This window comes from Pseudomonas entomophila L48 (genome assembly GCF_000026105.1).
GTDB classification, from domain to species: Bacteria; Pseudomonadota; Gammaproteobacteria; order Pseudomonadales; family Pseudomonadaceae; genus Aquipseudomonas; species Aquipseudomonas entomophila.
This window is the reverse complement of sequence record NC_008027.1, coordinates 2,521,279-2,546,444: the sequence shown is the minus strand read 5'-3', so window position 1 is coordinate 2,546,444 and position 25,166 is coordinate 2,521,279. Positions and strand designations below refer to the sequence as shown.

The following is a 25,166-nucleotide window of genomic DNA, read 5'->3' as shown; positions in this document are numbered from 1 at the left end:
GCGAGCGCCTGGTCGCAGGACAACAGCGCCTGCCGGTGCAGCGCCACGGCCGCCATCAGCCGATCGGCGGCCTCCGCGCTCAGACCGGCCATGTCGTGCGCCCGTCGATAGGCCTGGGGCTCGAAGGTCAGTTCGTCACTGTCCCAACAGGACATCACTTCGAGCCGCCGGGCTTCATCGAGCAGCAGCAGTACCTGCGGGCTGGCGGGCACACGATGCAGAATCACCGCCCCACTGGTCTGCAGGGCATTCAGGCAATGCACGTGGTTGCGCCAGTCAAGCACCCGGCACCGGTAGCCAAGCCCTTCGAGCAGTTGCCGGATCTGCCCAGGCCGTGACTTTGCGAACGCCACCGGTTCGACTTCGACCAACAGCAGTACCTCTCGGGGAAACAGTTCGCGCGCCGCTACCCGCGGCGTGTCCAGCGCCAGGCTCTTGCGCTTGATGTCCGGTGGTTTCCACAACACGCCCGGCCCTTGCTTGAGCAGCTCACGCCAGGCTTTTCCCAATGTGGAATACAGCCCTGCCTTGCGCAGGTAGGCGATGAATCGCTGGTCAGGCCGCGGTTCGGTCTGAAACTGCCGAACGAGCGTCGCCAACTTCTCCTTGAACAGCCCCGGTTGCGGAGCAGGCCCCGTCTCCTGTTCTGCCAGAACCTGCCCCAGGCGTTGCCGGTGGGGGTCCATCCGGGTTCCCGACAGCACCGCCTCGACATGGCTAAAGACATCGTCCAGCAGGGCCTGGCGCCGGCGATACATCGCCCGTTTTTTCGGTGGGATGTCGTCAGGCGAACGTTGCGCGGCCGCCAGCGGAATGCTGAAGAAGTCCTCGCGCGTCGAGGGCGTGGCGCCATGCTCCTCCCAGATCACGTCGTAGTTGGCGGCCAGGTCCTGGGCTTTCTCGGCGCCGAAGTAAGCATGACGGTGATGCCGGTGGGCGTCGCCAACGGCATAGATGTGCGCGGCCCCGAGGGTCCTGGCAATGCACTTGACGACCTCGATCAGCAGGCTTCGCGGCCGCAGCCCCTCGAAGTCCTTGGTCAGGTCGCGGTAGATGTTCAGCGAGGTTTCGCTGTCGATGCCTTTGTGGATGCCCTGGACCGCGCCGATGAACAGGTTCAACACGCTGTCCGTGCGGCGCAGGGTGAACGCCAGCGAAGCCACGCGCAGGTCGCCCTGGAACAGGTTGAGCACCAGTTCCCCTTCGCGCTTGAACCAGATCGCCCGGTCCAGCAGCAACGAACAGGCCGGGGAGTAGCGGGAAAGGTCGCACAGCGCCAGCCGCTCATCGCGCCCCAGCAGCACCAGCGCGGGGAAGTGCCGGGTGACCACCTCATAGTGCGAGGCCAGGGCGTCGAAGCGCTCCTGGGCGTCCCAGTCCTTGCTGATGTAGGGCCATTGCACAACCCCGACGCAGTCCAGGCCGAGCCTGGCGAAACGCTCGGCACCCAGGGCGCCGGACATGCGCTGCAGGAACGCCCGCAAGGCCGGCCACTCCCTGACCATCAGCACCAGCAGCTTGAGTTTGTTTTTCAACGCCCGCAGCGCAAACCCGGGTTGCACGGTGAGCACACTCTTCACGATCGCTCTGAAGTACATAGGCCTCTCACTTGTACTCGATCAATACCGGCTTGCCGGTAGTGAACCTGTTCATCATGAACTTGACCTGCCCGAGCATCTCCGGAAATTTCCCCAGCACCAGGAACACCGCCTGCAACCAGTTCTCGCGAACGGACCTGCCGCCACGGCGCGCCAGGCGCGCGGCTTGCAGCGGATACACCAGCAGCAACGCCAGGCCCCAGCCTCCCAGCACCAGGCTTGCCAACCCGATCGCCAGGGGAATCCCCAGGCCCCAGACCCAGGCACGCCGCGCTTCCCGCCGCCAATGCCGCTCCGGCGGCCCACCATGCAGGGACGCCCCCTCGGCAAACGCATACCCGGCCCGCAAGCTGCGCCGCCACCACTGGCCGAAACGGGTCATGGCGGCATCGTGCAGGGTCATTTCCTGGTCGAGCCGCCAGATCTTCCAGCCACTGGCACGCAGGCGTATGCACAGCTCGGGCTCTTCCCCGGCGATCAGGTCCGGGCGATAGCCGTGAACCGCGCTGAAGGCGTCCACCCGCATCAGCGCATCGCCACCGCAAGCCTTGGTCTCCCCCAGCGGCGTGTCCCATTCCAGGTCGCACAACAGGTTGTAGACCGAATGCTGCGGGTAGCGCTCGCGACGCCGGCCACACACCACCGCAACCTGGGGGTTTGTATCGAGAAAGCCTTGCGCTTGAGGCAACCAGCCAGCCACCACTTCACAGTCGCCATCGACAAACTGCACATGGCGCAGGCCCGGCGACAGGCGTTGCAACAGGCTGAAGCCTTCGTTGCGCGCACGGGCGGCGGTAAAGGGGATGGTCATGTCCAGCGCCAGCACTTCGACCCCTTGCCCCCGCGCCATGGCCACCGAACCATCCGTGGAACCGGAATCGACGTAGACGATCTTGTCCGTCGCCCCCATCAGCGAGGCGAGGCAGCGTTCAAGACGTGGGCCTTCATTGCGGCCGATCACCACCACTCCAATGCCTGTCACCCTGGGCCTCACTCAATTGCCTTGAATGGAAAATTCCCTTTAGTACCCCGCCCCGTCGGCACACTCACGGGCATTGCACGGCTTCGTGGCGCGTCCGGGTCTTGATGGTCGCCGGCACACCGACGGCGATCGAGTTGTCCGGGACATCGGTCAGCACCACGGCGTTGGCGCCGATCACCACGTTGTTGCCGATGTGGATTTCACCCAGCACCTTGGCCCCGGTGCCGATGTCGACGTTGTTGCCGAACACCGGCGCGATGGGGCGCTCGACATTCTTCAGGCCCACCACCACACCGTTGCGAATCCGGCAGTCGTCGCCGAAGCGGGCGTAGCCGCTGATGACGATGCCGCCGAAATGATCGATGACGAAGTTTCGACCGATCTCCACTTCGCACGGCAGCTCGATGCCGGTGAGGATCTGCACCAGTTTGAACAACACCTTGTAGACGAAGGACAGCAGCTTGCGCAGCAACGCCGGGCGCACGCCGTAGCGCCAGCGCCCGAAGCGGTAGACCAGCATCACCCAGAACCCTTGGGCACCCCAGTCGCCTCCATATGTTCGCAAGTCCGCGCGTATGTTCTCGAACATGGCTTCACCTAGCGGGTGGGTTGAGTGGCATAACGGGTCTTGCGCAACAACGACCAGGTGGCCTGGTTGTGCCGCCAGCAGGCCTGGATCGCGGCCCAGCCGCGGCCTTTGAGCAAGGCCTTGAGGGCCAGCACCAGGTCGCCCAGGCACACCAGCGCCATGTGCAGGATCAGCCCCGACACACCATGGTGCTTGCGGAAATACAGCAACTCGCTTTCGATCTGGTAGGCGCTGATCTGCCGGCTGGCCGCCTCCAGCTCGGCCACCGACTTGGAGCTTTCACCGCCGATGTGCACGACCGTGGTGTAGGGGTAGAACACCACCTTCCAGCCCGCTTCCTTGACCCGTTTGCAGTGGTCGACTTCTTCGTAGTAGAGGAAGTAGCGCGGGTCGAACAGCCCGACTTGGTCGAGCACCTCCCGTCGAACCAGGTAGAAGCAGCCAGGCAACCAGTCGCACTCGCGTACCGCGTCGTGGTCCCAGGCCATCTCGTCGACCATCTTCAGGCCAGGGAAAAAACGCCCGAGCCCGGTGCGCGCGACGAAAACATTCAAAGGCGTCGGGAAGTAGCGGCAGCACGGTTGCAAGTCACCCTCGCGCCCGACCAGGCGCACGCCCAGCACGCCGCAGTCCGGGTGCTCATCCATGTACTCGAGGGTCTTGGCGAGTGAGTCGGCGGCCACGAACGCATCGGTATTGAGCAGCAACGCATAACGACCTTGCAGGTGATCGAGCAATTGATTGTTGGCCCGGCCGAAACCGACGTTCTGCGTGTTGCTCAGCAACACGGCCTCGGGGCAGACCCGCTTCATGCGTTCCACCGAGTCGTCCACCGAGGCGTTGTCCACCACCAGGTACTTGGCCAGTTTCTCGCCGCCGGCCTGGCGCAGCGCATCGAACATCGGCTGCAACAGCGATGCGGTGTTGAAGTTGACCACCATCACATCGACGGGCTTGCTATCCATTGCTGCCCTCCCCGAAGAAGTACTCGCGCCTGGCCGCCGCCAGCAGAGGCTCCAGCTCCGGGTCGTAGCCGCCCTTGCGCTCGCTGACCAGGTGGATCCAGGGGTAGGCGGCGCAGCGTGCCTCCACCCGCTCGATCAGCTGGTCCATGGTGCAGATGAACTTGGCCGGGTTGCCACCGACCACACTGTTGGGTGGCACATCCTTGGTGACCACGGACCCGGCGGCCACGATGGCGTCGGGGCCGATGGTGACCCGGGGCATGATGATCGCGCCATGGCCGATGTAGCAGTTGTCCTTGATGTCGATGTAGCCCACTGAGTCCAGGTGCTTGCCACGGGCGTATTCGATCAGCGCGACCACGCTGTCGTGCCCGATCAGCGTGCAGTCCGACAGGCCGACATTGCTGCCCAGTCGCACCAGCGTCGGGTCGGTGACGTTGCAACCGGGGTTGATGTGGACGTTGTGCCCCACCGAGTAGAACTTGCCCCAGCGGGTCTGGTAGGCCCCCCAGTCCTGCGCATTGGGGTTGCACAGTTTCTTGTAGGTCCCGCCCGCCCGACCGGTCTTGTTGGCGTAGTAGGCCACTGCCCTGCGTATCCATCCGAACATGGTGTACACCTCGCGAGTCTTTCGATTCTGGAGTGTTCCTGAGGCGAATGGGGCCTGTTACTACCGATGTCGACCTTGCCGCCCACGAACCGTTTCAACCACGGTATTACGCTTACCGCCCCGCCCTTGCCCTCATTTGGCGACGACCACGCCGTTCATCGACTTCATCCGTTCATTCAGGTGATCCGCCAGGCGCACGGCGAACTGCAGCAGGGGCATGGTCGGGTTGGCCGCGGCGCCGCGGGCGAAGATGCTGCTGCCGGCGACGTACAGGTTGTTGACGCCGAACACCTTGCAGTTGCTGTCGACCACGCCATGCTCGGCACTGGCGGCCATGCGCGTGGTGCCCATGTGGTGGGCGTGGGGCTCGAGCTTGAGCGGGAGGCCAGTGTCGTAGATGAATTCGTTGAGTTTGACGAAGCCCAGGTCGCTATCGGCGAACTGCTTGGCCAGTTCGGTGCCGATGCACTTGATGGTGTGCCGGTCCTCGGGGGCCAGCGCCCAGTTGACATTGACCTTGGCCACCCCCAGGGCGTCCTTCTCGTCGCGCAGGGTGATGCGGCTCTGCGGGTTGGGGAACTGCTCGATCATGGTGCCGAAGATGCCATCGCCCGGGCAGCTGAACTTGGCGATGAAGTCGATCTTGCCAGCCACGCCCCATTCGCAGGCCAGGTTTTCCAGGAAGTCCTTGACCTCGGCGGTCCTGCCGTAGGTCCTGACCTCGGCCATCACCGCCGCGGTCACATTGCCCTTGCCCGAGCGGTATTTGTCGGCGAAGGCATCGGTGGTGTAGTACGAACGCAGGCCGGTATCCTGCCCTTCCTTGAGGATGAAGGTGCCGATCTCGATGTTCAGGTGGTCCATCAGGCAGCGGCCGACCATCCCGTCCTTGTTGACGATGCCGGCCGCCGACAGCGAAGCGCTGTTGAGCAGTTGCCGGGCGTTCTCGATGGCCCCCATCGCCAGCACGAAATGCTTGGCCACTACCCGCTCGCGACGCCGGTCGTAATCGGACACCACCACCGAAGCCAGGCCGCCGCTGGCCTTGTCGAACTGCAAGTCGACGCAGTTGCAGTTGATGAAGACATCCAGCCCCGGGGTTTCCTTGAGCTCGGTATCGTACTTCTGGGCAAACCGTGTCGGTGGGCTGAGCAGGAAACGGTCGGCGTTGAACTCACCGCCGCCCAGATCGGCGTTTACCGCCCGGAAATCCGACCCTTGCCCGATGTCGACGATGTCCATGGCGGCGGGCAGGTAGCGCTCGACCTCCGCATAAGTGATGGGCCAGCCAGGCAGGCCCCCTTGAGGCGGGGTGCTGAAGTCGGTTGCATCGAACGGACGGCAGCGGCCTGCCCAGTGGTTGGAAGTCCCCCCGAGAAAGCGCAGGCGCGTGTCATGGGGGTAAAGTTCAAGGCCCGTCGATGAACAGTCGTAGAACGTCTGCGAACTGTCCGCGTAGGTTTGCCCGCCGGCTTCCAGCAACACCACGCTCCACCCGGCCTTGGCCAGGCGCAAGGCCAGGGTGATGCCGGCCGGTCCGCCGCCGACGATGCAGAAATCATAGGCGCCGCGCAGCGCCTTCTCGGTCTGATAATCCCTGATCATGCCTGCCCGTCCCGAAAATACTGAGAAGGCAACACCCAGCCATTGATGATGACAAACCCGCTTTTTTCAGCCGGTTTGCGCCCAACGACCGTCCCGGTACCCCATACAGCCACCCCTGCGCCCAGCAAGACACAACTACGAATAAAGCCCCTACGACCAAAAGACGGCGTGCAGAACCGAAGCTTCCCCATGATCCAAGCCCCATGCCATAGACTGCGTGAACCCCAGTGCCCACCTCGCGCCTCGATCCTTGCCTGCGCGGCACTGCCCCCGGCGCCCCTGCGCCGAAACGCTCGAAATGGCCTCAGAGCCAGTTGAAGAAGCTCGTCGCCAACGCGCCGCAGGCGGCGCCCACCGCAATCATCGGCAGCACCACGAGTTCGCGCTTGAGATTGAACATGCCCAGCTTGCAATTGACGTAGACAATCAGCACCAGGGTCGGGAAGGAATGCAAGGCGACACCCCAGATCGCGTACTTCACGCCACCGATGGCCAGCAACAGCGGCAGCCCGACCCACAGCGCGACCATCCGGATAATATTGTCCATGGCCTGGTACTTGGTATGCCCCAGGGCGATCCAGACCTGGTGTGCCAGGGTGTAGCGCAAGGTGAAGAACGACCATGACAGAATAGCCAGCATCGGCCCGGCAGCGGCGTAGCGCTCGTCGTACAACCAGCCGATCAGCATGGGGCTCGCGGTCAGGAACACGCCGCAGGTGAACAACATGACCAGGTCCACCAGCAGGCGCGAGCGGTGGTACAACGCCTTCAGGCGCTCGCTGTCGCCCGACCGGGTGGCCTCGCTGAAGGCCGGCAGCGCCACGGTGCCGACCACTTTCAGCAAGCCGGTCTGCAACGAGCCGAGAATCAGCACGGCGATGGAGTACACGCCCAGTTCCGCGGTAGTCATGCTGGCGCCGAACCACATGCGGTCGCCATACATCGCCAGCACGCCGACGATCGACGAGACCAGGATCCAGCGGCCGAACACCACCAACTCGGCCAGTGCCTCGCGGTCCCACTTCAGGCGGTGGACCGGGCCCTTGATCGCCAGGTGCCCGAGCAAGGTGCCCGCCAGGGCGCCGGCCAGGCCGGCGATCACCAGCGACCAGATGGAGCGGGTGAAATAGCCCAGGACCAGCATGGTGATCAGCCCGACCAGTTGCGAGCCCAGCTCCACCATCACCACGCGCTTTTGCTGGAAGGTGCGCAAGGCGACGTCGATATTGGTCGACTGCAACCCGTAGATGATCGCCGACAGGCCGGTGACCGCCAGGATCATGGGCAGCTCCGGCGCCGCGTAGGTGGAGCCCGCCGGCCACAGGTTGGCCAGTTGCGACAGCCAGGACCCCAGCGCCAGCAGTAAAGTGAGGACGAACAGGATGAAGCCGCGGATGATCTGCACGGTCCAGGCCGTGTTGAGGAACAGCGGGTCGTCGCCCCGCGGGCTCTGGATGATGTTCTGGCGCAGGCCCACGTCCGACAGCAGGTGCAGTAGCACCGAGACCGTGGTGGCGATGACCATGATCCCGAACATCTCCGGCAGCAGCAGCCGGGCCATGATCAGGTTGCCGCCCAGGCGCATCACCTGTGAGGCGACGAGGGAGAACACGTTCCAGGCCCCGGCCCCTATCGCCCGCCTACGAAGGCTCCCCGATGCAGACGCTTCAACTGACGGCATGAGTTCGATCCCTGACTGGATGGCTAGAAGTCACTATAGTTTCAATCAGCCATGATGCTAGCCGTCGTCCACCACCGGATAGGTGAACACCGCCAATGCCTGAACATATTCGTGCGTTGATCGTCATTCTGTTTGCCGCCGGCGTCGTTTTCACGCTCGCCCGCCGCCCGGCGGCAGACCTGATCCCCTACAGCGACTTCAAGCGGCGGCGCAACCTGTGGTTCGCCCTGACGCTGGTGGCGTTCTTCTCGTTCAGCTTCTGGGTGTATGCCGCCGCCGCCGCGCTGGTGATGTACCTGGCCGGCCGACGCGAACGCAACACCATGGCGCTGTTCTTCATGCTGTTGTTTCTCATCCCGCCCGCCTCGGTGCAGATCCCAGGCTTCGGCGTCATCAACTACCTGCTCGACCTCAACCACCTGCGCCTGCTGAGCCTGTGCATCCTGTTGCCAGCGGCGCTGAACCTCAGCCGCCAGGGCGACACGGTGCACATGGGCCGGTTGTGGCCGGACAAGCTGCTGCTGGCGGGCGTCGTGCTCCTGGCCTTGCTGTACCTGCGCGACACCACCCTCACCGACACCCTGCGCCAGGCGTTCTACCTGTATGTCGACGTGGTCCTGCCGTACTACGTGGCCAGCCGCGCGCTCAAGACCCTTCAGGACTTCAAGGACGCCTTGCTCGCTTTCGTGCTCGCCTCGTTCGTCCTGGCGCTGATCGGGGTGGCCGAGTTCCTGCGCCACTGGCTGCTCTACGACGCCTTGCTCGATGCCATGGGCGTGCGTTGGGAGATGTCCAGCTACCTCAGCCGCGGCGGTTCGTTGCGGGCCAGCGCCACCACCGGCCAGGCCATCGCCCTGGGCTACGTCATCAGCGTGGCCGCCGGCTTGTACCTGTTCGTGCAGGGCTTCGTGCGCAGCGGGCTGCAGCGCGCCCTGGGTGCCTTGCTGCTGGCCGCCGGCCTGGTCGCGCCACTGTCGCGCGGCCCCTGGATCGGCGCGGGAATCATCCTGGTGGTGTTCATCGCCACCGGCAGGAACGCCATCAAGCGCCTGATGCTGCTGGGCATGGCCGGCGTTCTGGCCCTGCCTCTGCTCACGGTGGTGCCCGGCGGCCAGAAGGTGCTCGACCTGCTACCGTTCATCGGCAATATAGAAAAAGAAAACATCACTTACCGCGAACGCCTGCTGGACAACTCGTGGATCGTCATCCAGCGCAACCCGTTGTTCGGCTCGTTCGACTTCCGCAACACCCCGGAAATGCAATCGATGGTTCAGGGCGACGGCATCATCGACATCGTCAACACCTACGTGAACCTGGCCCTCAGGGTCGGCCTGGTGGGCCTGGCGCTGTTCGTGGCGTTCTTCGTGGTCATTCTGGTCGGCATCCGTAAATCCATGCACGCCTTTCCGGACAAGGATGACCCGCAACGACAACTCGGGCGGGCGTTGCTGGCAACGCTGATCGGCATCATGGTGATCATCTTCACCGTCAGCAGTATCACCGTCATCCCCACGGTGTACTGGTCGGTGGGCGGACTGGGCGTGGCCTATATCCAGATGATCCGCCAACAGCGCTACGCTCAGGACACCTTGATCTCCAATGCAGGCCTTCAACCCAGGTAAACACCATGACACGAGGTTTTCTGCGCCGCTTCATAGGGATATCGGCATGCGCTGGCCTGGTGTTGCTGCCATTGGCAAGCTGGGCGGCGGCCTGGAGCGTCAGCGTCGACGAGCGCAATGGCCTGCCGGCCCTCACACGTGGTGGCGGCCCGACCATGGCATCCAAGTTCGACTTCTGGGCCAAGGCATGGAGTTGGACGGGCTTCTACACGTCGTTCAAGGTCAACGGACCTTATGACTACCTGCTCCAAGGCAAGAATAAAGACCTTGATTTCGATCTTTCAGCCGACATCCGCAAGACCTCTGCCAAGACCCTGACCTGGAATTTCGACCTCAACGCCCACAGTCGGCAGGCGAACGTGATGGGCGGCGGCATCACCTTCCAGTTCGACCAAGCGCTGATCGACGGGGAAATGGGCGCCCCGGTGCTGCTGCCCGACAACCGTGGCTGGGCCTGGGGCGGCAATGGCCGGGCACGGCGTATCGAAATGCGCTTCGAGCCGGCGCTGGCCAGGGTGTATTTCGAACGCGGCAACACCAATGAAGTGCGGGCTTTTTTCTACCAGGACCCGATCCTGCCCGGCAAACAGCAGGTCAAGGCCGTCCTCGAAGTCAGCGGCGATATCACCCTCGGGCCAACACCCACCGAGCGCTTCGGCCTGGCCGACCCCATGCGCTGGCCGGACGACCAGCTCGACTGGCGTACCTCGCCGGTCGACCTGTCGTTTCTCAACGAGGCGGAAAAACCGGCCGGCAAGCGCGGCTTCGTCAAGGCGACAGGCGAGCAACTGGTGTTCGCGGACAACACCCCGGCCCGCTTCTGGGGCACCAACCTGTCGGCCTATGCGATCTTCAAGACCCCCGACGACGAAATCAGACAACAGGCCAAGCGCCTCTCGGCCCTGGGCTTCAACCTCGTGCGCATCCACCACCACGATTCGCCGTGGGTGAGCCCGAACATCTTCGGCGACGTCAACACCCTGCGCGACACCCAGCAACTGAGCGCCGAATCGCTGCGCAAGATCGACTGGTGGATCAAGTGCCTGAAAGAGGAAGGGGTCTATGTCTGGCTCGACCTGCATGTGCAGCGCCCCCTGGCCGCCGCCGACCGGATCGATGGCTTCGACGAAGTGGCCAGGGGCGACCGGGCGATCGACCTGAAGGGCTACGCCTATGTGAACCCGAGCATCCAGCAGGCGATGAAGCGCTTTGCCGAGCAATACCTGACCCACGTGAACACCTACACTGGCCTCGCCTACAAGGATGAGCCAGCGGTCGCCGCGATGCTGATCACCAACGAGAACGACATTACCCAGCACTTTGGCAATGCCTTGCTCGAGGACAAGAACGTCCCCAAGCACAGCAAGCTCTACATGGATGAGGCCAAGCTGTTTGCGCTGCGTAACCAACTGCCCACGGAAACCATCTGGCACGCCTGGGAACATGGCCCCTCGAAGTTGTTCCTCAACGACCTGGAGCACCGATTCAACGTCGACATGATCAAGCACCTGCGCGGCCTGGGGGTGAAGGTGCCGATCGTCACCACCAGCACCTGGGGCGGCAATGGCCTGAGCGCCCTGCCGGCGCTGACCGCCGGCGACGTGATCGATGCGCACAGCTATGGCGGTGCCGGCCAGTTGGACAGGAACCCGTTGACCAGCGACGGCATGATCAACTGGATCGCCGCCGCCCAGGTGGTCGGCATGCCGCTGACCGTCACCGAATGGAACGCCGAGCCCTTCCCCACCCCCGACCGCCACTCGCTGCCGCTGTATGTGGCGGCGACCGCAAGGCACCAGGGCTGGGATGCGCTGATGCAGTACGCCTACAGCCAGCAGGCCCTGACCGAAGGCTGGCGCACGGCCGACAACTGGCACGCCTACAACGACCCGGCGATGCTCGCCACCCTGCCCGCTGCCGCCTTGCTCTATCGCCGAGGCGACGTGCAGGCGGCACGTACCCGGTATGTCTTCGCGCCGCCATCGAGCATGCTGTTCGGCCAGGAGATCACCCCCGCCAACTCGGCGTTGCTGCGCACCGCCATGACCAAGGGCCGGCTGCAGGTCGCCATGCCCGCCACCCCGGTGCTGCCGTGGCTGCAGCCCAGCGCGATACCCGCCGATGCCAAGGTACTGCATGACCCCGACCAGTCTCTGATCGACGCCAACGCCAGCGAAGCGACCACCGATACCGGCGAGCTCAAGCGCAACTGGCAGCAAGGACTCTATACCATCGACACGTCCTTGACCCAGGCTGCCACCGGTTGGCTCGGCGGCCAGTCGGTCAGCCTGAAGGACATCCAGGTACAGCTGAAAACCCCTTATGCCAGCGTCGTGGTGCAGAGCCTGGATGCCAAGCCCCTCGCTCAATCTCGTAGCCTGCTGGTTTCGCTGGGCAGCCGGGCGGTGCCCAGGACGGACGACAAAACGCCTTTCCATGTCGAACCCCTCGAAGGCACGCTGTCCATCAAGGCTGTCCCGGGTCTTAAGCTCTACAGCCGCGACGCTGCCGGCAAGCAGAACGAGCTCCCTGTGACTTACAAAGATGGCCGCTACAACCTGCGCCTCGACGGCCAGCGGATGACCAATTGGCTGTTCCTGAAATAGCCATCTAGAGTCTCAGAAGACCTGTTCTGGCGGCCTGCGACCGGGCCCGCCGACAAGCCACCGCTCCCAGCGCGCGTCAGGGAAGGTTGCACAGGCAAAGGAATCCAGGAGGTTTGCATGAATTTTCTGGTTGTCGGGGGTGCAGGCTATATCGGTTCGCACATGGTCAAGCACCTGTTGTGGGCCAACCATCAAGTGGTAGTGGCGGACACGGCGCCCACCCGTCCTGGGATCCACTGGGTGCAACTGGACATCGCCAATGTCCACGCATTGGACACGCTGCTCGCCGAATACCGTTTCGACGCGGTGTTCCACTTCGCCTCGTACATCCAGGTGGGCGAATCCGTCGCGGACCCCGGCAAGTACTACCAGAACAACGTTGCGGCCACCCTGACGTTGCTCCAGGCCATGGTGCGGGCTGGCATCGACAAACTGGTGTTCTCCTCCACGGCGGCCGTGTATGGCGACCCGGTGGCAACGCCCATCGATGAAGAGCACCCCAAGGCACCGATCAATCCCTACGGGCGCAGCAAATGGATGGTCGAGCAGCTGCTTGCGGATTTCGACCGTGCCTATGGCCTGAGATCGGTGTGCCTGCGCTACTTCAATGCCGCTGGCGCGGACCCGGAGGGGCAACTGGGCGAATGCCACGATCCCGAGACCCACCTGATCCCGCTGATCCTGCAGGCCGCCGCGGGCAGACGCCCGGCCATCACGGTGTACGGGCGTGACTACGACACCCCGGATGGCACCTGTATTCGCGACTATGTGCATGTCGCCGACCTGGCATCAGCCCATGCCCTGGCGGTGGACTACTTGGTCGCCGGTGGTGCGAGCACGGCGTTCAACCTCGGCAATGGCCAGGGTTTCTCGGTGCAGCAGGTGATCGACGCCGCACGCCATGTGACGGGGCGGCCGATCGATATCAGCGATGCGCCCCGCCGCCCTGGCGACCCGCCCAGGCTGGTGGCCGACGCCGGCAAGGCGAGGCAGGTGCTGGGCTGGACGCCGCAGTTCGATTCGCTGGAGCAGATCGTGGCCCATGCCTGGCGCTGGGAGCTGAAGTACCCGTGGCGTTGACATTCGGCTGTGCTGTCGTCCTTTGTAGGATCGGCTTTTGCCGCGATGCGGACAGCGCGATTCCGGCACCCGCTTCGCGGGTGATCGCGGCTGAAGCCGCTCCTACAAAGGCCGCGTCAAATCTGTGAGGGCCCGTCTTGATCAGCGAATCTGATGCTTGTGCAGCAACCGATAGAACGTCGGCCGAGAAACCCCCAGCACCCTGGCCGCCACGCTGAGGTTGTTGCTGTGGCGGTTGAGCACATCGCACAACGCCTGGCGCTCCGCGCGTTGCTTGTAATCCTCCAACGTTCCCAAGGGTTGCTCCAACTCTCGCACCTCGTGCAACCCCAGGTCCTTCGCCTCGATCTGCCGCCCCTCGGCCAGCACCAGGCCACGCCGCACCCGATTGGCCAGCTCGCGTACATTGCCCGGCCAATCATGCCGGCCCATGGCGGCCAGTGCATTGTCGCTGAACGACCGCGGGCGCCTGCCGGTTTCCAGGCTGTAGAAATCGGCAAAGTGGCTGGCGAGCATCGGCATGTCGCCATGACGGTCGCGCAGGGGGGCGGTCACAACTTGCAGGACATTGAGCCGGTAGTACAGGTCCTCGCGAAAGCGCCCCTGCTCGATGGCTTTGTCCAGGTCCACATGCGTCGCCGCCAGAACCCTCACATCCACGGGAATCGGCTGGTTCGAACCGACCCGCTCGATGTGCTTCTCCTGCAGGAAGCGCAGCAGATTGGCCTGCAGCTCCAAGGGCAGGTCGCCAATTTCGTCGAGGAACAAGGTGCCACCATTGGCCGCCTCGATGCGCCCCACCTTGCGCTGATGAGCCCCCGTGAAGGCGCCTTTCTCATGACCGAACAGCTCGGACTGGATCAGGTGCTCAGGGATGGCGCCGCAATTGATGGCGATGAAAGGCTGGTCACGGCGCTGTGATTGTCGGTGCAGGGTGCGCGCCACCAGCTCCTTGCCTGTACCGCTTTCGCCACAGATCAGCACAGGCGACTCAGTCGGCGCGAGCTTGCCGAGCAGTTTGCGCAACTCGCGGATGGGGCGGCTTTCACCCAGCAGCTCGTGCTGGGGCTCATCGAGGTGCACCGCCCCCTTGCCGCGCAGGCGCGCCATGCCGAAGGCCCGGCCAAGGGTGACCTGGACCCGCGACACATCGAACGGCAGGGTGTGGAAGTCGAAAAACCATTCGCAGACGAAATCGCCGACGTTCTGCATACGCAGCTCCTCGGCGCTGAGCACAGCAATCCATTCGGTATTGCTGCGTTTGATCATGTCCTTGACCGCGTCGGGGTGACGCAAGTGCTGAGCCTGCAGGCGCAGCACCCCTACATCGCACGGGTGCTCCAGGGCGGTGTCCAGGGCGCTGCTGCGTACCTCCCAGCCGATATTGCGCAGGCCCGGGAGCAGCTGGTGACACTCGTCGCACGGGTCGACGATCAGCAAACGGCGCTGGGATGCAGATTCAGGCATGACCATTCCTTGGCGCCACATAATGGTTTTTTCCGAAGAAACAGTACTTTGCGACGCCCGACTTAACAGTAGCAACGAACTTGACAGCCCCCACTACCGTTGGTCAGCCCAGCCGCGGCACTGCGCCACACCTTAGAATTATTGCTAACTATCGACGTCACATTCGGCGCCGCGGATAAACGGATAACCGCACTTCAATAAAAAATTTCAACCGCCATGTGACTCCGACCCTGATCTGGAGCATCAGTACGAATAACCCCGCGCTGTACCCTGCCTGGCATAACACCGCGGAACATATATTTCGCTGTTTGGGACCATAGAGAGACCGAACCATGAATGCCCCGCTCCGTGTCAACGAAGCACTGCTGATTGCCGACCACGCCTTCGAACCCTTCCAGTGCGTCGCCTGGGATGCCCCTAACGGCACGGGCGAGCTGAGCCTGGCGGTGATCGACCGGACCAGCACCCGTATCGGCGCCAAGCAAGTCTCCTCGCGGGTGTATTCCGACCCGGCACAATGGGCCAGCCTGATCGAGGAAGTACGCGCGGAACTGTGCCAGAAGGGTTACGACCTGCAACCCTGGTCGATGCCGAAATAATCACAGGTGCGCGCAGTTCGCGCACTTGTGCAATTCCCGCCTGGCCACGTCATAACTTTTCTGCGGGTGCGACATACTGTCGCGCACAACCCGTTTAATTGATCAGCGTGAACGTTTCTATATGCCGATACTCGGCCTGTAGTTGTTCGGCAAGTTGCCGTGCCCGCCCCACTCTTACTGCCGCCAGTTCCATGTCCACCAATAAAGTGGCGCACGGCAATGGCTGTGGCGTGGCCCACTGACGCAACCGACCGTCGGTCAGTATCAGGCAGCGTTGCACTTCTTGCGGCAGGCGCTTGCGTCGCGCCAGCAACCAGTGGCGCGCCTCCTCCAGCGCGGCGAACAACGGCGTGCCTCCCCCCGCTCCCAGCGCCTGCAGCCAAGGTTGCAACGCCGCCGAGGCCTTGAGGCCGTGGCGCTGCCAGTGTGGCCGGTTGCCGCTGGCGGTGAGCAGCGCCAGGCGCGCCCGTTGCCGGTAGGCCTGGTCGAACAGCTCGGCCAGCAGCCCCTTGGCCTGGGCCAGGGCCTGATGGCGGCGGGTCGAAGCCGACGCATCGACGATCACCAGCCACAACGCAGGCCCGTCGGCCTGGCGTTGCTGCCAGCATAGATCCTGGCGCTGGCGAGGCCGGCCCTTGAGCAACGTGGGCAACCAGGCGATTCGCCCACCATCGGCCACGCGCAGGCGGCCACGGGATGCGCCCTTCAGCTGACCTGCGCGGGGCCTGGCATCCGCCGCCTGGGTGTCACGCGGGCGGATGCTCAGGGCTTTTTTGCCCAGTTCGGCACCTCGCGCCGCGCACCGCCGACTACTGGCTGTGGCGGCAATGCCCCCCAGTCGCCCTGCCCCTGTTCACGCTCCCGCCCCGGCGACGGTTCCGCCGCATCGGCCGGCGCCGGTTGTTGCGCATCGGCGCGCCGTCGGTGGCGCAAGGCAAACTCGGCCACCGCATCGACATCCGCTTCCTCGATGGCCGCGCTACCACGCCAGGCAGCATGGGCCCGGGCAGCGCGCAGCCAGACCAGGTCGGCACGCAGGCCATCGACGCCGGCGGCAAAACAGCGCTCGGTAATCCAGGCCAGGGCCTGGTCGTCCAGGGCAATCGAAGCCAGTTGCCCACGCGCCGCGTGGCAGCGCTCACGCAGTTGCGCCTGCGCTTGCGCCCACTCGGCGCAGAATGCCTCGGGGTCGCTGTCGAACGCCAGGCGTCGACGGATGATCTGCTGCCGGGCTTCGGGCGCCGGCAAGCCGTCGAGGGCGACATTGAGGCCGAAACGGTCGAGCAACTGCGGGCGCAGCTCACCTTCTTCCGGGTTCATGGTGCCGATCAGCACGAAGCGGGCGGCATGGCGATGGGAGATGCCATCGCGTTCGACGCGGTTGGTGCCGCTGGCGGCCACGTCCAGCAGCAGGTCCACCAGCGGGTCGGGCAGCAGGTTGACCTCGTCGACGTACAGCACGCCGCCGTCGGCATGGGCCAACACCCCCGGCGAGAAACGCGCCTGGCCCTGGCCCAGGGCGGCATCCAGGTCGAGGGTACCGACCAGGCGCTCTTCGGTCGCGCCCAGCGGCAAGGTCACGAACGGCCCGTCACCGAGCAAGTCGGCAAGGCCCCGGGCCAGGGTGCTCTTGGCCATGCCGCGCGGGCCTTCGATCAGCACGCCACCGATCTTCGGGTCGATGGCCGTCAGGCACAGGGCCAGCTTGAGATCGTCGGCGCCGACCACGGCCGCCAGGGGGAATTGCACGGGTTCGCTCATGTTCAGCTGTCTTCCTCGCCGTCGAGCAACTGCTGCTCGAGGCTGTCGCGGTAGTCGCCCGGTTCCTGCCACAGCCCCCGCTGCTGGGCTTCCAGCAGGCGTTCGGTGAGGTCACGCAGGGCCTCGGGGTTGTGCTCGCGCATGAAGTCACGGGTGGCCGGGTCGAGCACATAGGCATCGGCCAGGCCTTGGTAATGATGGTCGTCGATCAGGTGGGTGGTGGCATCGAAGGCAAACAGGTTGTCCACCGTCGCGGCCAGCTCGAATGCACCTTTATAGCCATGACGCTTGGCGCCGTCGATCCACTTGGGGTTCAGGGCGCGGGCGCGGATCACCCGGTTCAGCTCTTCCTTCAAGGTGCGGATACGTGGCCGGTCGGCCTGGCTGTGGTCGCCGTGATAACTGGCCCGGGCGCTGCCCGCCAGGGTTTCGGCGGCGGCCAGCATGCCGCCCTGGAACTGGTAGTAGTCGTTGGAATCGAGCAGGTCGTGCTCATGGTTGTCCTGGTTCTGCAGCACCGCCTGCACCTGGCTGAGGCGCTGGGCGAACTGGGCGCGGGCCGGGGTGCCCTCGTCGCTGGCGCCATAGGCGTAGCCACCGTGGTTGAGGTAGACCTCGGCCAGGTCGTCGCGGCTATGCCACAGGCGCCCGTCGATGGCGTTCTGCACGCCTGCGCCGTAGGCACCGGGCTTGGCGCCGAACACCCGCCAGCCGGCCTGACGGGCGGCCTGCTCGGCGTCCATGCCATCAACCAGCAATTTCTCTCGTTCTGTTCGCACACGGGCGGCCAGCGGGTTGAGGTCGTCCGGCTCGTCCAGCGCGGCCACTGCCTGCACCGCCGCGTCGAACAGGCGGATCAAGTTGCCGAAGGCATCGCGGAAGAAGCCCGAAACGCGCAAGGTCACGTCGACCCGCGGGCGGTCGAGCAGGCTCAGCGGCAGTATCTCGAAGTCGTCCACCCGCTGGCTGCCCGTCGCCCACACCGGGCGCACGCCCATCAGTGCCATCGCCTGGGCGATGTCGTCGCCGCCGGTGCGCATGGTCGCCGTGCCCCACACCGACAGCCCCAGCTGGCGCAGGTGGTCGCCGTGGTCCTGCAGGTGGCGTTCGAGGATCAGGTTGGCCGAGGCGAAGCCCAGGCGCCAGGCCGTGGTGGTCGGCAGGTTGCGCACATCGACGGTATAGAAGTTGCGCCCGGTCGGCAGTACGTCAAGCCGCCCACGGCTGGGGGCACCACTGGGGCCGGCAGGCACGAAACGCCCGGCCAGGGCGGCCAGCAGGCCATCGATCTCGGCGCCGCCGCACGCGTCCAGGTTGGGCGCGACGTCTTCGCACAGCGCGCGCAGCACCTCCCGTACAGGCTGCCAGCACGGGGCATCCGGCAGACCAGCCTCACCCGCCAGCGCCTGCTCGATCAAGCTGACCGCAAACAGTTCAAGGCGCTCGCGGGTATCGCCCTGGGTGCGCCACAGCCCGGGATCACATGCCTGCAACAATGCCGGGCGCGGCCCTTCCCAGGCCTGGCCCAGGTCGCAATCGAGCGGATCGAAGCCCAGCGCCAGCGCCTTGGCCAAGGCGCGGATCAGGCTGGCGTTGCCGCCCTTGCCATCCCCCCGCTCGACCCGCAGCAGCGCCAGCAAGGTGTCGCTGCGCAGGCGCCCTTGGGGCGACTGGCCGAACACATGCAGGCCATCGCGAATCTGCGACTCCTTCAGGTCGCACAGGTAGGTGTCCAGACGCGGCAGCCACACCGCCGCGTCGTCCAGTTGTCCTTCGAGCTGCAACTCTCGGTCGATATGGTTGGCCTTGACCAGTTCGAGGATGTCGCGCTGCAGCTCGCGGGCGCGGCGTGGGTCGAGCAGTTGGGCTTCGTAGTATTCGTCCGCCAGTTGCTCCAGGTGACGCAGCGGGCCGTAGGTTTCGGCGCGGGTCAGCGGCGGCATCAGGTGGTCGATGATCACCGCCTGGGTGCGCCGTTTGGCCTGGGCGCCCTCGCCTGGGTCATTGACGATGAATGGGTAGATGTTCGGCAGCGGGCCGAGCAACGCATCCGGCCAGCATTCATTGGACAGGCCCACGCCCTTGCCCGGCAGCCACTCCAGGTTGCCGTGCTTGCCGACATGGATCACCGCGTCGGCGGCGTAGCCGTTGCGCAGCCAGAAGTGGAACGCCAGGTAGCCATGGGGCGGCACCAGGTCCGGGTCGTGGTACACCGCGCTGGGGTCGACCTGGTAGCCCCGCGCCGGCTGGATGCCGACGAAGGTCAGGCCATAACGCAGCCCGGCGACCATCATGCGCCCCGAGCGGAACATCGGGTCCTTCTCGGGGGGGCCCCAGCGTTCGAGCACAGCGCGCTGGTTCGCCTCGGGCAATGCGTCGAAGGCACTCTGGTAGTCCGCCAGGCTCAGGCTCTGGGCGCAGGGGCGTTGGTCCAGGTGGTCGAGGTCGTTGGTCACACCACCGAGCAACTGGTGGATCAGCTCGGTACCACTGCCCGGCAGACCGGCCACCGGATAGCCCTGCGCCTGCAGGGCCTGGAGGATGTTCAGGGCGGCGCCCGGTGTGTCCAGGCCTACACCGTTGCCGATGCGCCCATCGCGGGTCGGGTAGTTGGCCAGCACCAGGGCGATGCGCTTTTCCTGGTTGTCCAGGCGCCCCAGCTCCACCCAGCGCCGCGCCAGCTCGGCGACGAAGTCCATGCGTTCGGGGTGTGCCCGATAGCAGACCACGTCGGACTGGCTGCGCTCGCTGCGCCAGGCCAGGTCCTTGAAGCTGACCGGCCGGGTGATGATGCGCCCGTCCAGTTCCGGCAAGGCGATGTGCATGGCCAGGTCGCGCGCGCCCAGGCCCTGCTCGTTCTGCTCCCAGGCAGGCTGGTTGTCCTGGGCGCAGATCGCCTGCAGCACCGGCACATCGCGGCGCAGCGGGCGCAGGTTGGGCTGTTCGGGGCTGGACAGGGCGAAACCGGTGGTGTTGATCACCACTTCGGCCTCAACCTCGTCGAGCCAGTTTTCAACCTGATCAAGGCAAGCGCGCTCCTTGAGGCTGGCCACGGCGATCGGCAACGGATTCAGGCCGCAGGCCTGCAGGCGCTGGCAGAACACATCGATGAACGCCGTGTTGGCGGCCTGCAGGTGCGAGCGATAGAACAGCAACGGCGCCACCGGGAACGCCGGATTCCATTCGCCGTACCAGTCCTCCAGCACCGCGCTGGCCTTGTGAGGGTGGTACACCGCAGTGCGCGGCAACGGCTGAGGCTCGTGCCACGGGTAGTCACGCCCCAGCCACAGGCTGGCCAGGCAGTTGAACAGGTTGACGGCGTTGGCCTTGCCGCCCTGGCGCAGGTAGTGCCAGAGCCGCTCGGCCTGCTCGCCACGCACCGTGCCCAGGTCGGTCAGCTCCGGATCGGGGCGATCATCGCCCGGCACCAGGATCAGCTGCACGCCACGGTTGGCCAGCTCCACCAGTTGCTCGACACCATAGCGCCAGTAACCGACGCCGCCGTGCAGCGACACCAGGATCACCTTGGCGTGGCGCAGCACCTCGTCGACATAGAGGTCGACCGAGGCATGGTTCTGCACCTGCATGGGGTTGGCCAGGCGCAGGCTGGGGAAATCATCGGGCAACTGCTCGGCGGTTTCGGCGAGCAGTGCCAGGTGCGAATCACCGCTGCAGAGGATCACCAGCTCGGCGGGGGTCTGGCCGAGGTCGGCGATGCTGTCGTCCGGCACGAAGCCGCCGGGCTGGGTCCGCAGCAGGTGCATGGGTCAGGCGCCCAGAGCCTGGCGCAGACGCGCTTGCAGTTGCACGGCATCGAGGTCCTGGCCGATCAGCACCAGGCGGGTGATGCGTGGCTCCTCGCTGCGCCAGGCGCGGTCGAAGTGCTTGTCGAAGCGGGTGCCCACGCCCTGGATCAGCAGGCGCATCGGCTTGCCGGGGATGGCGGCGAAGCCCTTGGCGCGCAGGATGCCGAATTCGGTGACCAGTTGCGTGAGGGCATCGAGCAGCAGGCTTTCGTCGGCTTCGGGCAGGTCGATGGAAATGGAGTCGAAGGCGTCGTGATCATGGTCGTCGTGATCGTCGCCGTCATGATGCGAATCGTGGTGGGTGCGCCGGCCATCGATATGCGCCTCGGACTCGGCGCCCACGCCCAGCAGCACCTCCAGCGGCAGGCGGCCGCTACTGGCTTCGATCACCTTGACCGCTGGCGGCAGTTCCTCGGCCACCTCCGTGCGGACCTTGGCCAGGCCCTCGGGGTCGATCAGGTCAGCCTTGTTCAGTACCACCAGGTCGGCGCTGGCCAGTTGGTCGGCGAACAGTTCGTGCAGGGGCGACTCATGGTCGAGGTTGGGGTCGAGCTTGCGCTGGGCGTCGACCTGGTCCGGGTAGGCGGCGAAGGTGCCCGCTGCCACGGCCGGGCTGTCGACCACGGTGATCACCGCGTCGACGGTGCAGGCGTTGCGGATTTCCGGCCACTGGAAGGCCTGGACCAACGGTTTGGGCAGCGCCAGGCCGCTGGTCTCGATCAGGATGTGGTCCAGGTCGCCACGGCGGGCCACCAGCTCGCGCATCACCGGGAAGAACTCTTCCTGCACGGTGCAGCACAGGCAACCGTTGGCCAGCTCGTAGACGCGGCCATTGGCTTCTTCCTCGCTGCAACCGATGCTGCACTGCTTGAGAATTTCGCCATCGATGCCCAGCTCGCCGAACTCGTTGACGATTACCGCGATACGGCGGCCCTGGGCGTTGTCGAGCATATGGCGGAGCAAGGTGGTCTTGCCCGAGCCGAGGAAGCCGGTAACGATGGTGACGGGGAGCTTGGCCAGTGTTTTCATGTCGCGATGCCCTTGGCGGCTGTGGCGCGGGCATGCAGGACGATAGCCACGGGCCTTGCCGGCCTGGCTGGTTCGCCACCGGATCACCCCGCCCGGTTGAAAGTCGAAAACGTCACGAGGCAGGTCTCCTGGCTCGCACTGTGCCGGCAGCATTGCCAGCGGGATGGCGCCTTCCCGCGCGTGCGCAGTGGCTGTGCCGATCCGTTCCAGTGCCTACAGTTGCGGGGGCAGCCGCGGCATCGACCGCGTTCCCGTCTTAGCTCCGGCCAACGCCGGAGAACCTCGAAGCGGCAAGGCTACGCAGAGCCTGCCTTGCGGTCAACCGCCGCCGCCATTGACGCAAGGTTCGCCCCATGATTTGCTAGCGCATTGCGTTCAGGTGCCCCCTTGGGGTGAAACGGGAAACCGGTGCGTCACGCCTCGCTCTACAAGAGGCAGGACAATGCCGGTGCTGCCCCCGCAACGGTAAGCGAGTGAAGCGTCTAGACCACTGTGCCCGTCGACTTGGCATGGGAAGGTGACGCCAACAACGGAGCCCCGCTCCACCTCGCCAGCCCGGAGACCGGCCTGACACCACATGAACACCCCGCGGTGGGCGGGCGCTGTCGCATACCTGGGCGAGCTTCGCCCGGGGTCGCCGCGCTTGCCTGTTGCCCCAATGCCCGACAAAAGCAACAGCAGAGGAACGCGTCATGCCCATCACCAGCACGAAACACAGCATCGCCACCCCCGTCAGCCTCAGCCAGCGCATGATCGTCGCCGTCGGCGCCAGCCTGCTCGGCCTGTGCCTGGTCTACTTCGCCGGTTTCTCGCACATCGAGGCGGTGCACAACGCCGCTCATGACACCCGCCACAGCGCCGCCTTCCCCTGCCACTGAGTACGCCCGCATGATCACACGCATCGCCCGTACCGCAGGCTTCAGCGGGCTGCTGGCCGCCCTGCTGCTGACCCTGCTGCAAAGCTTCTGGGTGGCCCCCTTGATTCTCCAGGCGGAAACCTACGAGAACGCCGCCCCGGCTGCTGAACACCACGAGCATGGCGAAGCTGCCGCCCCCCACGAACATGAGCACAGCGCCGAAGCCTGGGCACCGGAGGACGGCTGGCAGCGCGTGCTGTCCACCACCGGCGGCAACCTGGTGGTCGCGGTAGGCTTCGCCCTGGTCCTTGCCGCGCTGTACAGCCTGCGCGAGCCTGGCCGCGTCAGCACCGGCGCGCTCTGGGGCCTGGCCGGCTTCGCCGTGTTCTGCCTGGCGCCGACCCTGGGCCTGCCACCCGAACTGCCCGGCACCGCGGCCGCCGACCTGGGCCAACGCCAGACCTGGTGGGTCGGCACCGCCGCCGCCACTGCCGCTGGCCTGGCGCTGCTGGTATTCGCCCACCACTGGCTGTTCAAGGTGATCGGCGTCGCCCTGCTGGTCATCCCCCATGTCATCGGCGCGCCGCAACCGCCCGTGCATGAGAGCCTGGCGCCGGAAGCCCTCGAGGCGCAGTTCAAGATCGCCTCCTGGCTGACCAACGCCGCCTTCTGGCTGGCGCTGGGCCTGCTCAGCGCGTGGCTCTACCGTCGCCCCAGCCACGCTTGATGCCCCTGCATCCCGCTCAGCCGGCGTTGTACGCCGGCTTTGGCTGCCGTCGTGGCTGCCCGGTCGAGACGCTGTCGGTGCTGCTGCGCCAGACCTTGAACCAGAACGCCCTGCCGCTTTCCTGCCTGCGCGGCATCGCCAGTATCACGCCCAAGGCGCGCGAGCCCGGCCTGCTGGCCTTGGCTGAGCGCCTGGGGTTGCCGTTCGTCTGTTTCGACGCCCCGCATCTGCTTGGTTTCGAAGCGCAACTCACCCAGCGCTCCGCCGCCGCCTACGCCCAGACCGGCTGCTGGGGCGTCGCCGAAAGCGCGGCACTGGCCCTGGCCGGCCAGGCACTCACGCCGCCACGCCTGCACATCCCGAGACAGACCCTGGCTGGTGCTACCCTGGCCCTGGCCATCGGCGGATAATCCGCCCTTTCATCTGCAAGGAATCCCCATGACGGTCTACTTCATCGGTGCCGGCCCCGGCGACCCGGAACTGATCACGGTGAAAGGCCAGCGCCTGATCCGCCAGTGCCCGGTGATCATCTATGCCGGCTCCCTGGTGCCCCCCGCGGTGCTCGAAGGGCACACCGCCCAGACTGTGATCAACAGTGCCGAGCTGCACCTGGAGCAAATCGTCGAAGCCATGCGCCAAGCCCACGCCGATGGCCACGATGTGGCTCGGGTGCACAGTGGCGACCCCAGCCTGTACGGCGCCATCGGCGAGCAGATTCGCCTCCTGCGCGAGCTGGGCATCGATTACCAGATTGTGCCTGGCGTCACCGCGACCGCTGCCAGTGCCGCCCTGCTGGGGTGCGAACTGACCCTACCCGATGTCGCGCAAACGGTGATCCTGACTCGCTACGGCGACAGCTCCCCCATGCCTCCCGGGGAGCAGCTGGCCGACCTGGCCCGGCACGGCAGCACCCTGGCCATCCACCTGGGCGTGAAGCACCTCGCCCGGATCGTCGACGAGTTGCTGCCCCACTACGGCGCCGACTGCCCGATCGCCGTGGTGCACCGCGCCACCTGGCCGGATCAGGACTGGGCCAAAGGCACCCTGACGGATATCGTCGGGCGGGTGGCGGCCAAGGGTTTCCGGCGCACCGCGCTGATCCTGGTCGGCCATGTGCTGGGGGACGCCCCGTTCGCCGACTCGGCGTTGTACCGTGCCGGCCACGCCCACCTCTACCGGCCCGGCCCATAAGCCATTTGCCGCCACGCCTCACCCCGTAGCACACTGGGGCCTCACGCCAACCGGAAGCCCCACCATGCTCGAACTACGCCCCAACTGCGAGTGCTGCGACAGCGACCTGCCGGCCGAGAGCCCGGACGCCCTGATCTGCTCGTTCGAATGTACCTTCTGCCGCACCTGCAATGACCAGCACTTCCACAACCAGTGCCCGAACTGCGGTGGCCAGCTCGTTTCGCGACCAACCCGCACCGGCAAGGTGCTGGGCAACAACCCTGCCTCCACCCAGCGCGTGGTCAAAAAACACGCCGCCTGCGCCTGAGCCCGATGCCAGACCGCTTCAACGGAGGCGCTCCCCAGCCTCCGTTGTAGTCCTTTTCAACAAAACAGCCGCGCATTTTCAACA

The 25,166-nt window shown here is 65.4% G+C and carries 20 protein-coding genes, 1 pseudogene and 2 riboswitches; of the genes and pseudogenes, 9 read left to right on the top strand and 12 right to left on the bottom strand.

Annotation, left to right across the window (positions count from 1 at the left end):
* Positions 1-691: 691 nt before the first annotated feature.
* The 7 genes and pseudogenes from PSEEN_RS27170 to PSEEN_RS11350 all read right to left on the bottom strand — a co-directional run.
* Positions 692-1,598: pseudogene (locus PSEEN_RS27170) on the bottom strand (DUF535 family protein); the annotation flags it as partial.
* Between the two features lie 7 nt (positions 1,599-1,605).
* Positions 1,606-2,580, bottom strand: coding sequence for a glycosyltransferase family 2 protein (locus PSEEN_RS11375; RefSeq protein WP_044488017.1), 975 nt, complete (start codon positions 2,578-2,580; stop codon positions 1,606-1,608).
* Between the two features lie 64 nt (positions 2,581-2,644).
* On the bottom strand, positions 2,645-3,169 hold the full coding sequence (locus PSEEN_RS11370) for a serine O-acetyltransferase (RefSeq protein ID WP_011533651.1): 525 nt from the start codon (positions 3,167-3,169) through the stop codon (positions 2,645-2,647).
* A gap of 8 nt (positions 3,170-3,177) precedes the next feature.
* Positions 3,178-4,134: a glycosyltransferase family 2 protein gene (locus PSEEN_RS11365; protein ID WP_011533650.1), complete on the bottom strand. Its 957-nt coding sequence runs from the start codon at positions 4,132-4,134 to the stop codon at positions 3,178-3,180.
* On the bottom strand, positions 4,127-4,744 hold the full coding sequence (locus PSEEN_RS11360; protein WP_044488742.1) for an acyltransferase: 618 nt from the start codon (positions 4,742-4,744) through the stop codon (positions 4,127-4,129). Before PSEEN_RS11360 ends, PSEEN_RS11365 begins: the two co-directional genes overlap by 8 nt.
* Positions 4,745-4,876: 132 nt before the next feature.
* A complete protein-coding gene (locus PSEEN_RS11355; RefSeq protein ID WP_011533648.1) occupies positions 4,877-6,349 on the bottom strand; it encodes an FAD-dependent oxidoreductase in 1,473 nt (490 codons plus the stop codon).
* Positions 6,350-6,653: 304 nt separating this feature from the next.
* Positions 6,654-8,030, bottom strand: a complete 1,377-nt coding sequence (locus PSEEN_RS11350; protein ID WP_011533647.1) for an oligosaccharide flippase family protein — start codon at positions 8,028-8,030, stop codon at positions 6,654-6,656.
* 95 nt (positions 8,031-8,125) lie between these two features.
* Between PSEEN_RS11350 and PSEEN_RS11345 the strand changes: the two genes are divergently transcribed.
* The 3 genes from PSEEN_RS11345 (at position 8,126) to galE (ending at position 13,338) form a co-directional block, all read left to right on the top strand.
* Entirely contained in the window at positions 8,126-9,652 is a 1,527-nt protein-coding gene (locus PSEEN_RS11345) for an O-antigen ligase family protein (RefSeq protein ID WP_011533646.1), read from the top strand.
* A gap of 5 nt (positions 9,653-9,657) precedes the next feature.
* Positions 9,658-12,258 carry a glycoside hydrolase family 5 protein gene (locus tag PSEEN_RS11340; protein WP_011533645.1) on the top strand — a complete coding sequence of 867 codons (2,601 nt, stop codon included), beginning with the start codon at positions 9,658-9,660 and terminating at the stop codon, positions 12,256-12,258.
* A 117-nt stretch (positions 12,259-12,375) separates the two neighbouring features.
* The gene (gene galE, locus PSEEN_RS11335) at positions 12,376-13,338 is read left to right on the top strand and encodes a UDP-glucose 4-epimerase GalE (RefSeq protein ID WP_011533644.1); all 963 of its coding nucleotides are present in this window, start codon (positions 12,376-12,378) and stop codon (positions 13,336-13,338) included.
* A 141-nt stretch (positions 13,339-13,479) separates the two neighbouring features.
* Here galE and PSEEN_RS11330 read toward each other — a convergent pair whose 3' ends face one another.
* Positions 13,480-14,805 carry a sigma-54 dependent transcriptional regulator gene (locus tag PSEEN_RS11330; RefSeq protein WP_011533643.1) on the bottom strand — a complete coding sequence of 442 codons (1,326 nt, stop codon included), beginning with the start codon at positions 14,803-14,805 and terminating at the stop codon, positions 13,480-13,482.
* Between the two features lie 332 nt (positions 14,806-15,137).
* Between PSEEN_RS11330 and PSEEN_RS11325 the strand changes: the two genes are divergently transcribed.
* Positions 15,138-15,404, top strand: coding sequence for a hypothetical protein (locus tag PSEEN_RS11325; protein ID WP_011533642.1), 267 nt, complete (start codon positions 15,138-15,140; stop codon positions 15,402-15,404).
* 94 nt (positions 15,405-15,498) lie between these two features.
* Here the strand turns inward: PSEEN_RS11325 and PSEEN_RS11320 are convergent, their stop codons facing one another.
* From PSEEN_RS11320 to cobW, 4 genes are all read right to left on the bottom strand, one after another.
* Positions 15,499-16,089 (bottom strand): vWA domain-containing protein, encoded by a 591-nt coding sequence (locus PSEEN_RS11320; protein WP_044488014.1) that lies wholly within the window; start codon positions 16,087-16,089, stop codon positions 15,499-15,501.
* Between the two features lie 77 nt (positions 16,090-16,166).
* On the bottom strand, positions 16,167-17,165 hold the full coding sequence (locus PSEEN_RS11315) for a magnesium chelatase ATPase subunit I (RefSeq protein WP_011533640.1): 999 nt from the start codon (positions 17,163-17,165) through the stop codon (positions 16,167-16,169).
* 2 nt (positions 17,166-17,167) lie between these two features.
* Positions 17,168-20,929, bottom strand: coding sequence for a cobaltochelatase subunit CobN (cobN, locus tag PSEEN_RS11310; protein ID WP_011533639.1), 3,762 nt, complete (start codon positions 20,927-20,929; stop codon positions 17,168-17,170).
* A gap of 3 nt (positions 20,930-20,932) precedes the next feature.
* The gene (gene cobW, locus PSEEN_RS11305; protein WP_011533638.1) at positions 20,933-22,000 is read right to left on the bottom strand and encodes a cobalamin biosynthesis protein CobW; all 1,068 of its coding nucleotides are present in this window, start codon (positions 21,998-22,000) and stop codon (positions 20,933-20,935) included.
* 101 nt (positions 22,001-22,101) lie between these two features.
* A riboswitch (cobalamin riboswitch) is annotated at positions 22,102-22,300 on the bottom strand.
* A gap of 60 nt (positions 22,301-22,360) precedes the next feature.
* Positions 22,361-22,585, top strand: a riboswitch (cobalamin riboswitch).
* A 107-nt stretch (positions 22,586-22,692) separates the two neighbouring features.
* On the opposite strand from cobW, the gene PSEEN_RS11300 reads away from it, so the two are divergent.
* The 5 genes from PSEEN_RS11300 (at position 22,693) to PSEEN_RS11280 (ending at position 25,082) form a co-directional block, all read left to right on the top strand.
* Positions 22,693-22,878, top strand: coding sequence for a CbtB domain-containing protein (locus PSEEN_RS11300; RefSeq protein WP_011533637.1), 186 nt, complete (start codon positions 22,693-22,695; stop codon positions 22,876-22,878).
* A gap of 10 nt (positions 22,879-22,888) precedes the next feature.
* A complete protein-coding gene (locus PSEEN_RS11295) occupies positions 22,889-23,584 on the top strand; it encodes a CbtA family protein (protein WP_011533636.1) in 696 nt (231 codons plus the stop codon).
* Positions 23,584-23,994, top strand: coding sequence for a cobalamin biosynthesis protein (locus PSEEN_RS11290; RefSeq protein WP_011533635.1), 411 nt, complete (start codon positions 23,584-23,586; stop codon positions 23,992-23,994). Before PSEEN_RS11295 ends, PSEEN_RS11290 begins: the two co-directional genes overlap by 1 nt.
* Positions 23,995-24,022: 28 nt before the next feature.
* Positions 24,023-24,775, top strand: coding sequence for a precorrin-4 C(11)-methyltransferase (gene cobM, locus PSEEN_RS11285; RefSeq protein ID WP_011533634.1), 753 nt, complete (start codon positions 24,023-24,025; stop codon positions 24,773-24,775).
* Between the two features lie 64 nt (positions 24,776-24,839).
* Positions 24,840-25,082: a DUF1272 domain-containing protein gene (locus tag PSEEN_RS11280; protein WP_011533633.1), complete on the top strand. Its 243-nt coding sequence runs from the start codon at positions 24,840-24,842 to the stop codon at positions 25,080-25,082.
* Positions 25,083-25,166: the final 84 nt, after the last annotated feature.

What these genes read in the sequence shown, in the direction of transcription:
- PSEEN_RS11370 (WP_011533651.1), bottom strand. Translation starts at nt 3,169, where the DNA reads ATGTTCGAGAACATACGCGCGGACTTGCGAACATATGGAGGCGACTGG.
- PSEEN_RS11365 (WP_011533650.1), bottom strand. Translation starts at nt 4,134, where the DNA reads ATGGATAGCAAGCCCGTCGATGTGATGGTGGTCAACTTCAACACCGCA.
- PSEEN_RS11360 (WP_044488742.1), bottom strand. Translation starts at nt 4,744, where the DNA reads ATGTTCGGATGGATACGCAGGGCAGTGGCCTACTACGCCAACAAGACC.
- PSEEN_RS11355 (WP_011533648.1), bottom strand. Translation starts at nt 6,349, where the DNA reads ATGATCAGGGATTATCAGACCGAGAAGGCGCTGCGCGGCGCCTATGAT.
- PSEEN_RS11350 (WP_011533647.1), bottom strand. Translation starts at nt 8,030, where the DNA reads ATGCCGTCAGTTGAAGCGTCTGCATCGGGGAGCCTTCGTAGGCGGGCG.
- PSEEN_RS11345 (WP_011533646.1), top strand. Translation starts at nt 8,126, where the DNA reads ATGCCTGAACATATTCGTGCGTTGATCGTCATTCTGTTTGCCGCCGGC.
- PSEEN_RS11340 (WP_011533645.1), top strand. Translation starts at nt 9,658, where the DNA reads ATGACACGAGGTTTTCTGCGCCGCTTCATAGGGATATCGGCATGCGCT.
- galE (WP_011533644.1), top strand. Translation starts at nt 12,376, where the DNA reads ATGAATTTTCTGGTTGTCGGGGGTGCAGGCTATATCGGTTCGCACATG.
- PSEEN_RS11330 (WP_011533643.1), bottom strand. Translation starts at nt 14,805, where the DNA reads ATGCCTGAATCTGCATCCCAGCGCCGTTTGCTGATCGTCGACCCGTGC.
- PSEEN_RS11325 (WP_011533642.1), top strand. Translation starts at nt 15,138, where the DNA reads ATGAATGCCCCGCTCCGTGTCAACGAAGCACTGCTGATTGCCGACCAC.
- PSEEN_RS11315 (WP_011533640.1), bottom strand. Translation starts at nt 17,165, where the DNA reads ATGAGCGAACCCGTGCAATTCCCCCTGGCGGCCGTGGTCGGCGCCGAC.
- cobN (WP_011533639.1), bottom strand. Translation starts at nt 20,929, where the DNA reads ATGCACCTGCTGCGGACCCAGCCCGGCGGCTTCGTGCCGGACGACAGC.
- cobW (WP_011533638.1), bottom strand. Translation starts at nt 22,000, where the DNA reads ATGAAAACACTGGCCAAGCTCCCCGTCACCATCGTTACCGGCTTCCTC.
- PSEEN_RS11300 (WP_011533637.1), top strand. Translation starts at nt 22,693, where the DNA reads ATGCCCATCACCAGCACGAAACACAGCATCGCCACCCCCGTCAGCCTC.
- PSEEN_RS11295 (WP_011533636.1), top strand. Translation starts at nt 22,889, where the DNA reads ATGATCACACGCATCGCCCGTACCGCAGGCTTCAGCGGGCTGCTGGCC.
- PSEEN_RS11290 (WP_011533635.1), top strand. Translation starts at nt 23,584, where the DNA reads ATGCCCCTGCATCCCGCTCAGCCGGCGTTGTACGCCGGCTTTGGCTGC.
- cobM (WP_011533634.1), top strand. Translation starts at nt 24,023, where the DNA reads ATGACGGTCTACTTCATCGGTGCCGGCCCCGGCGACCCGGAACTGATC.
- PSEEN_RS11280 (WP_011533633.1), top strand. Translation starts at nt 24,840, where the DNA reads ATGCTCGAACTACGCCCCAACTGCGAGTGCTGCGACAGCGACCTGCCG.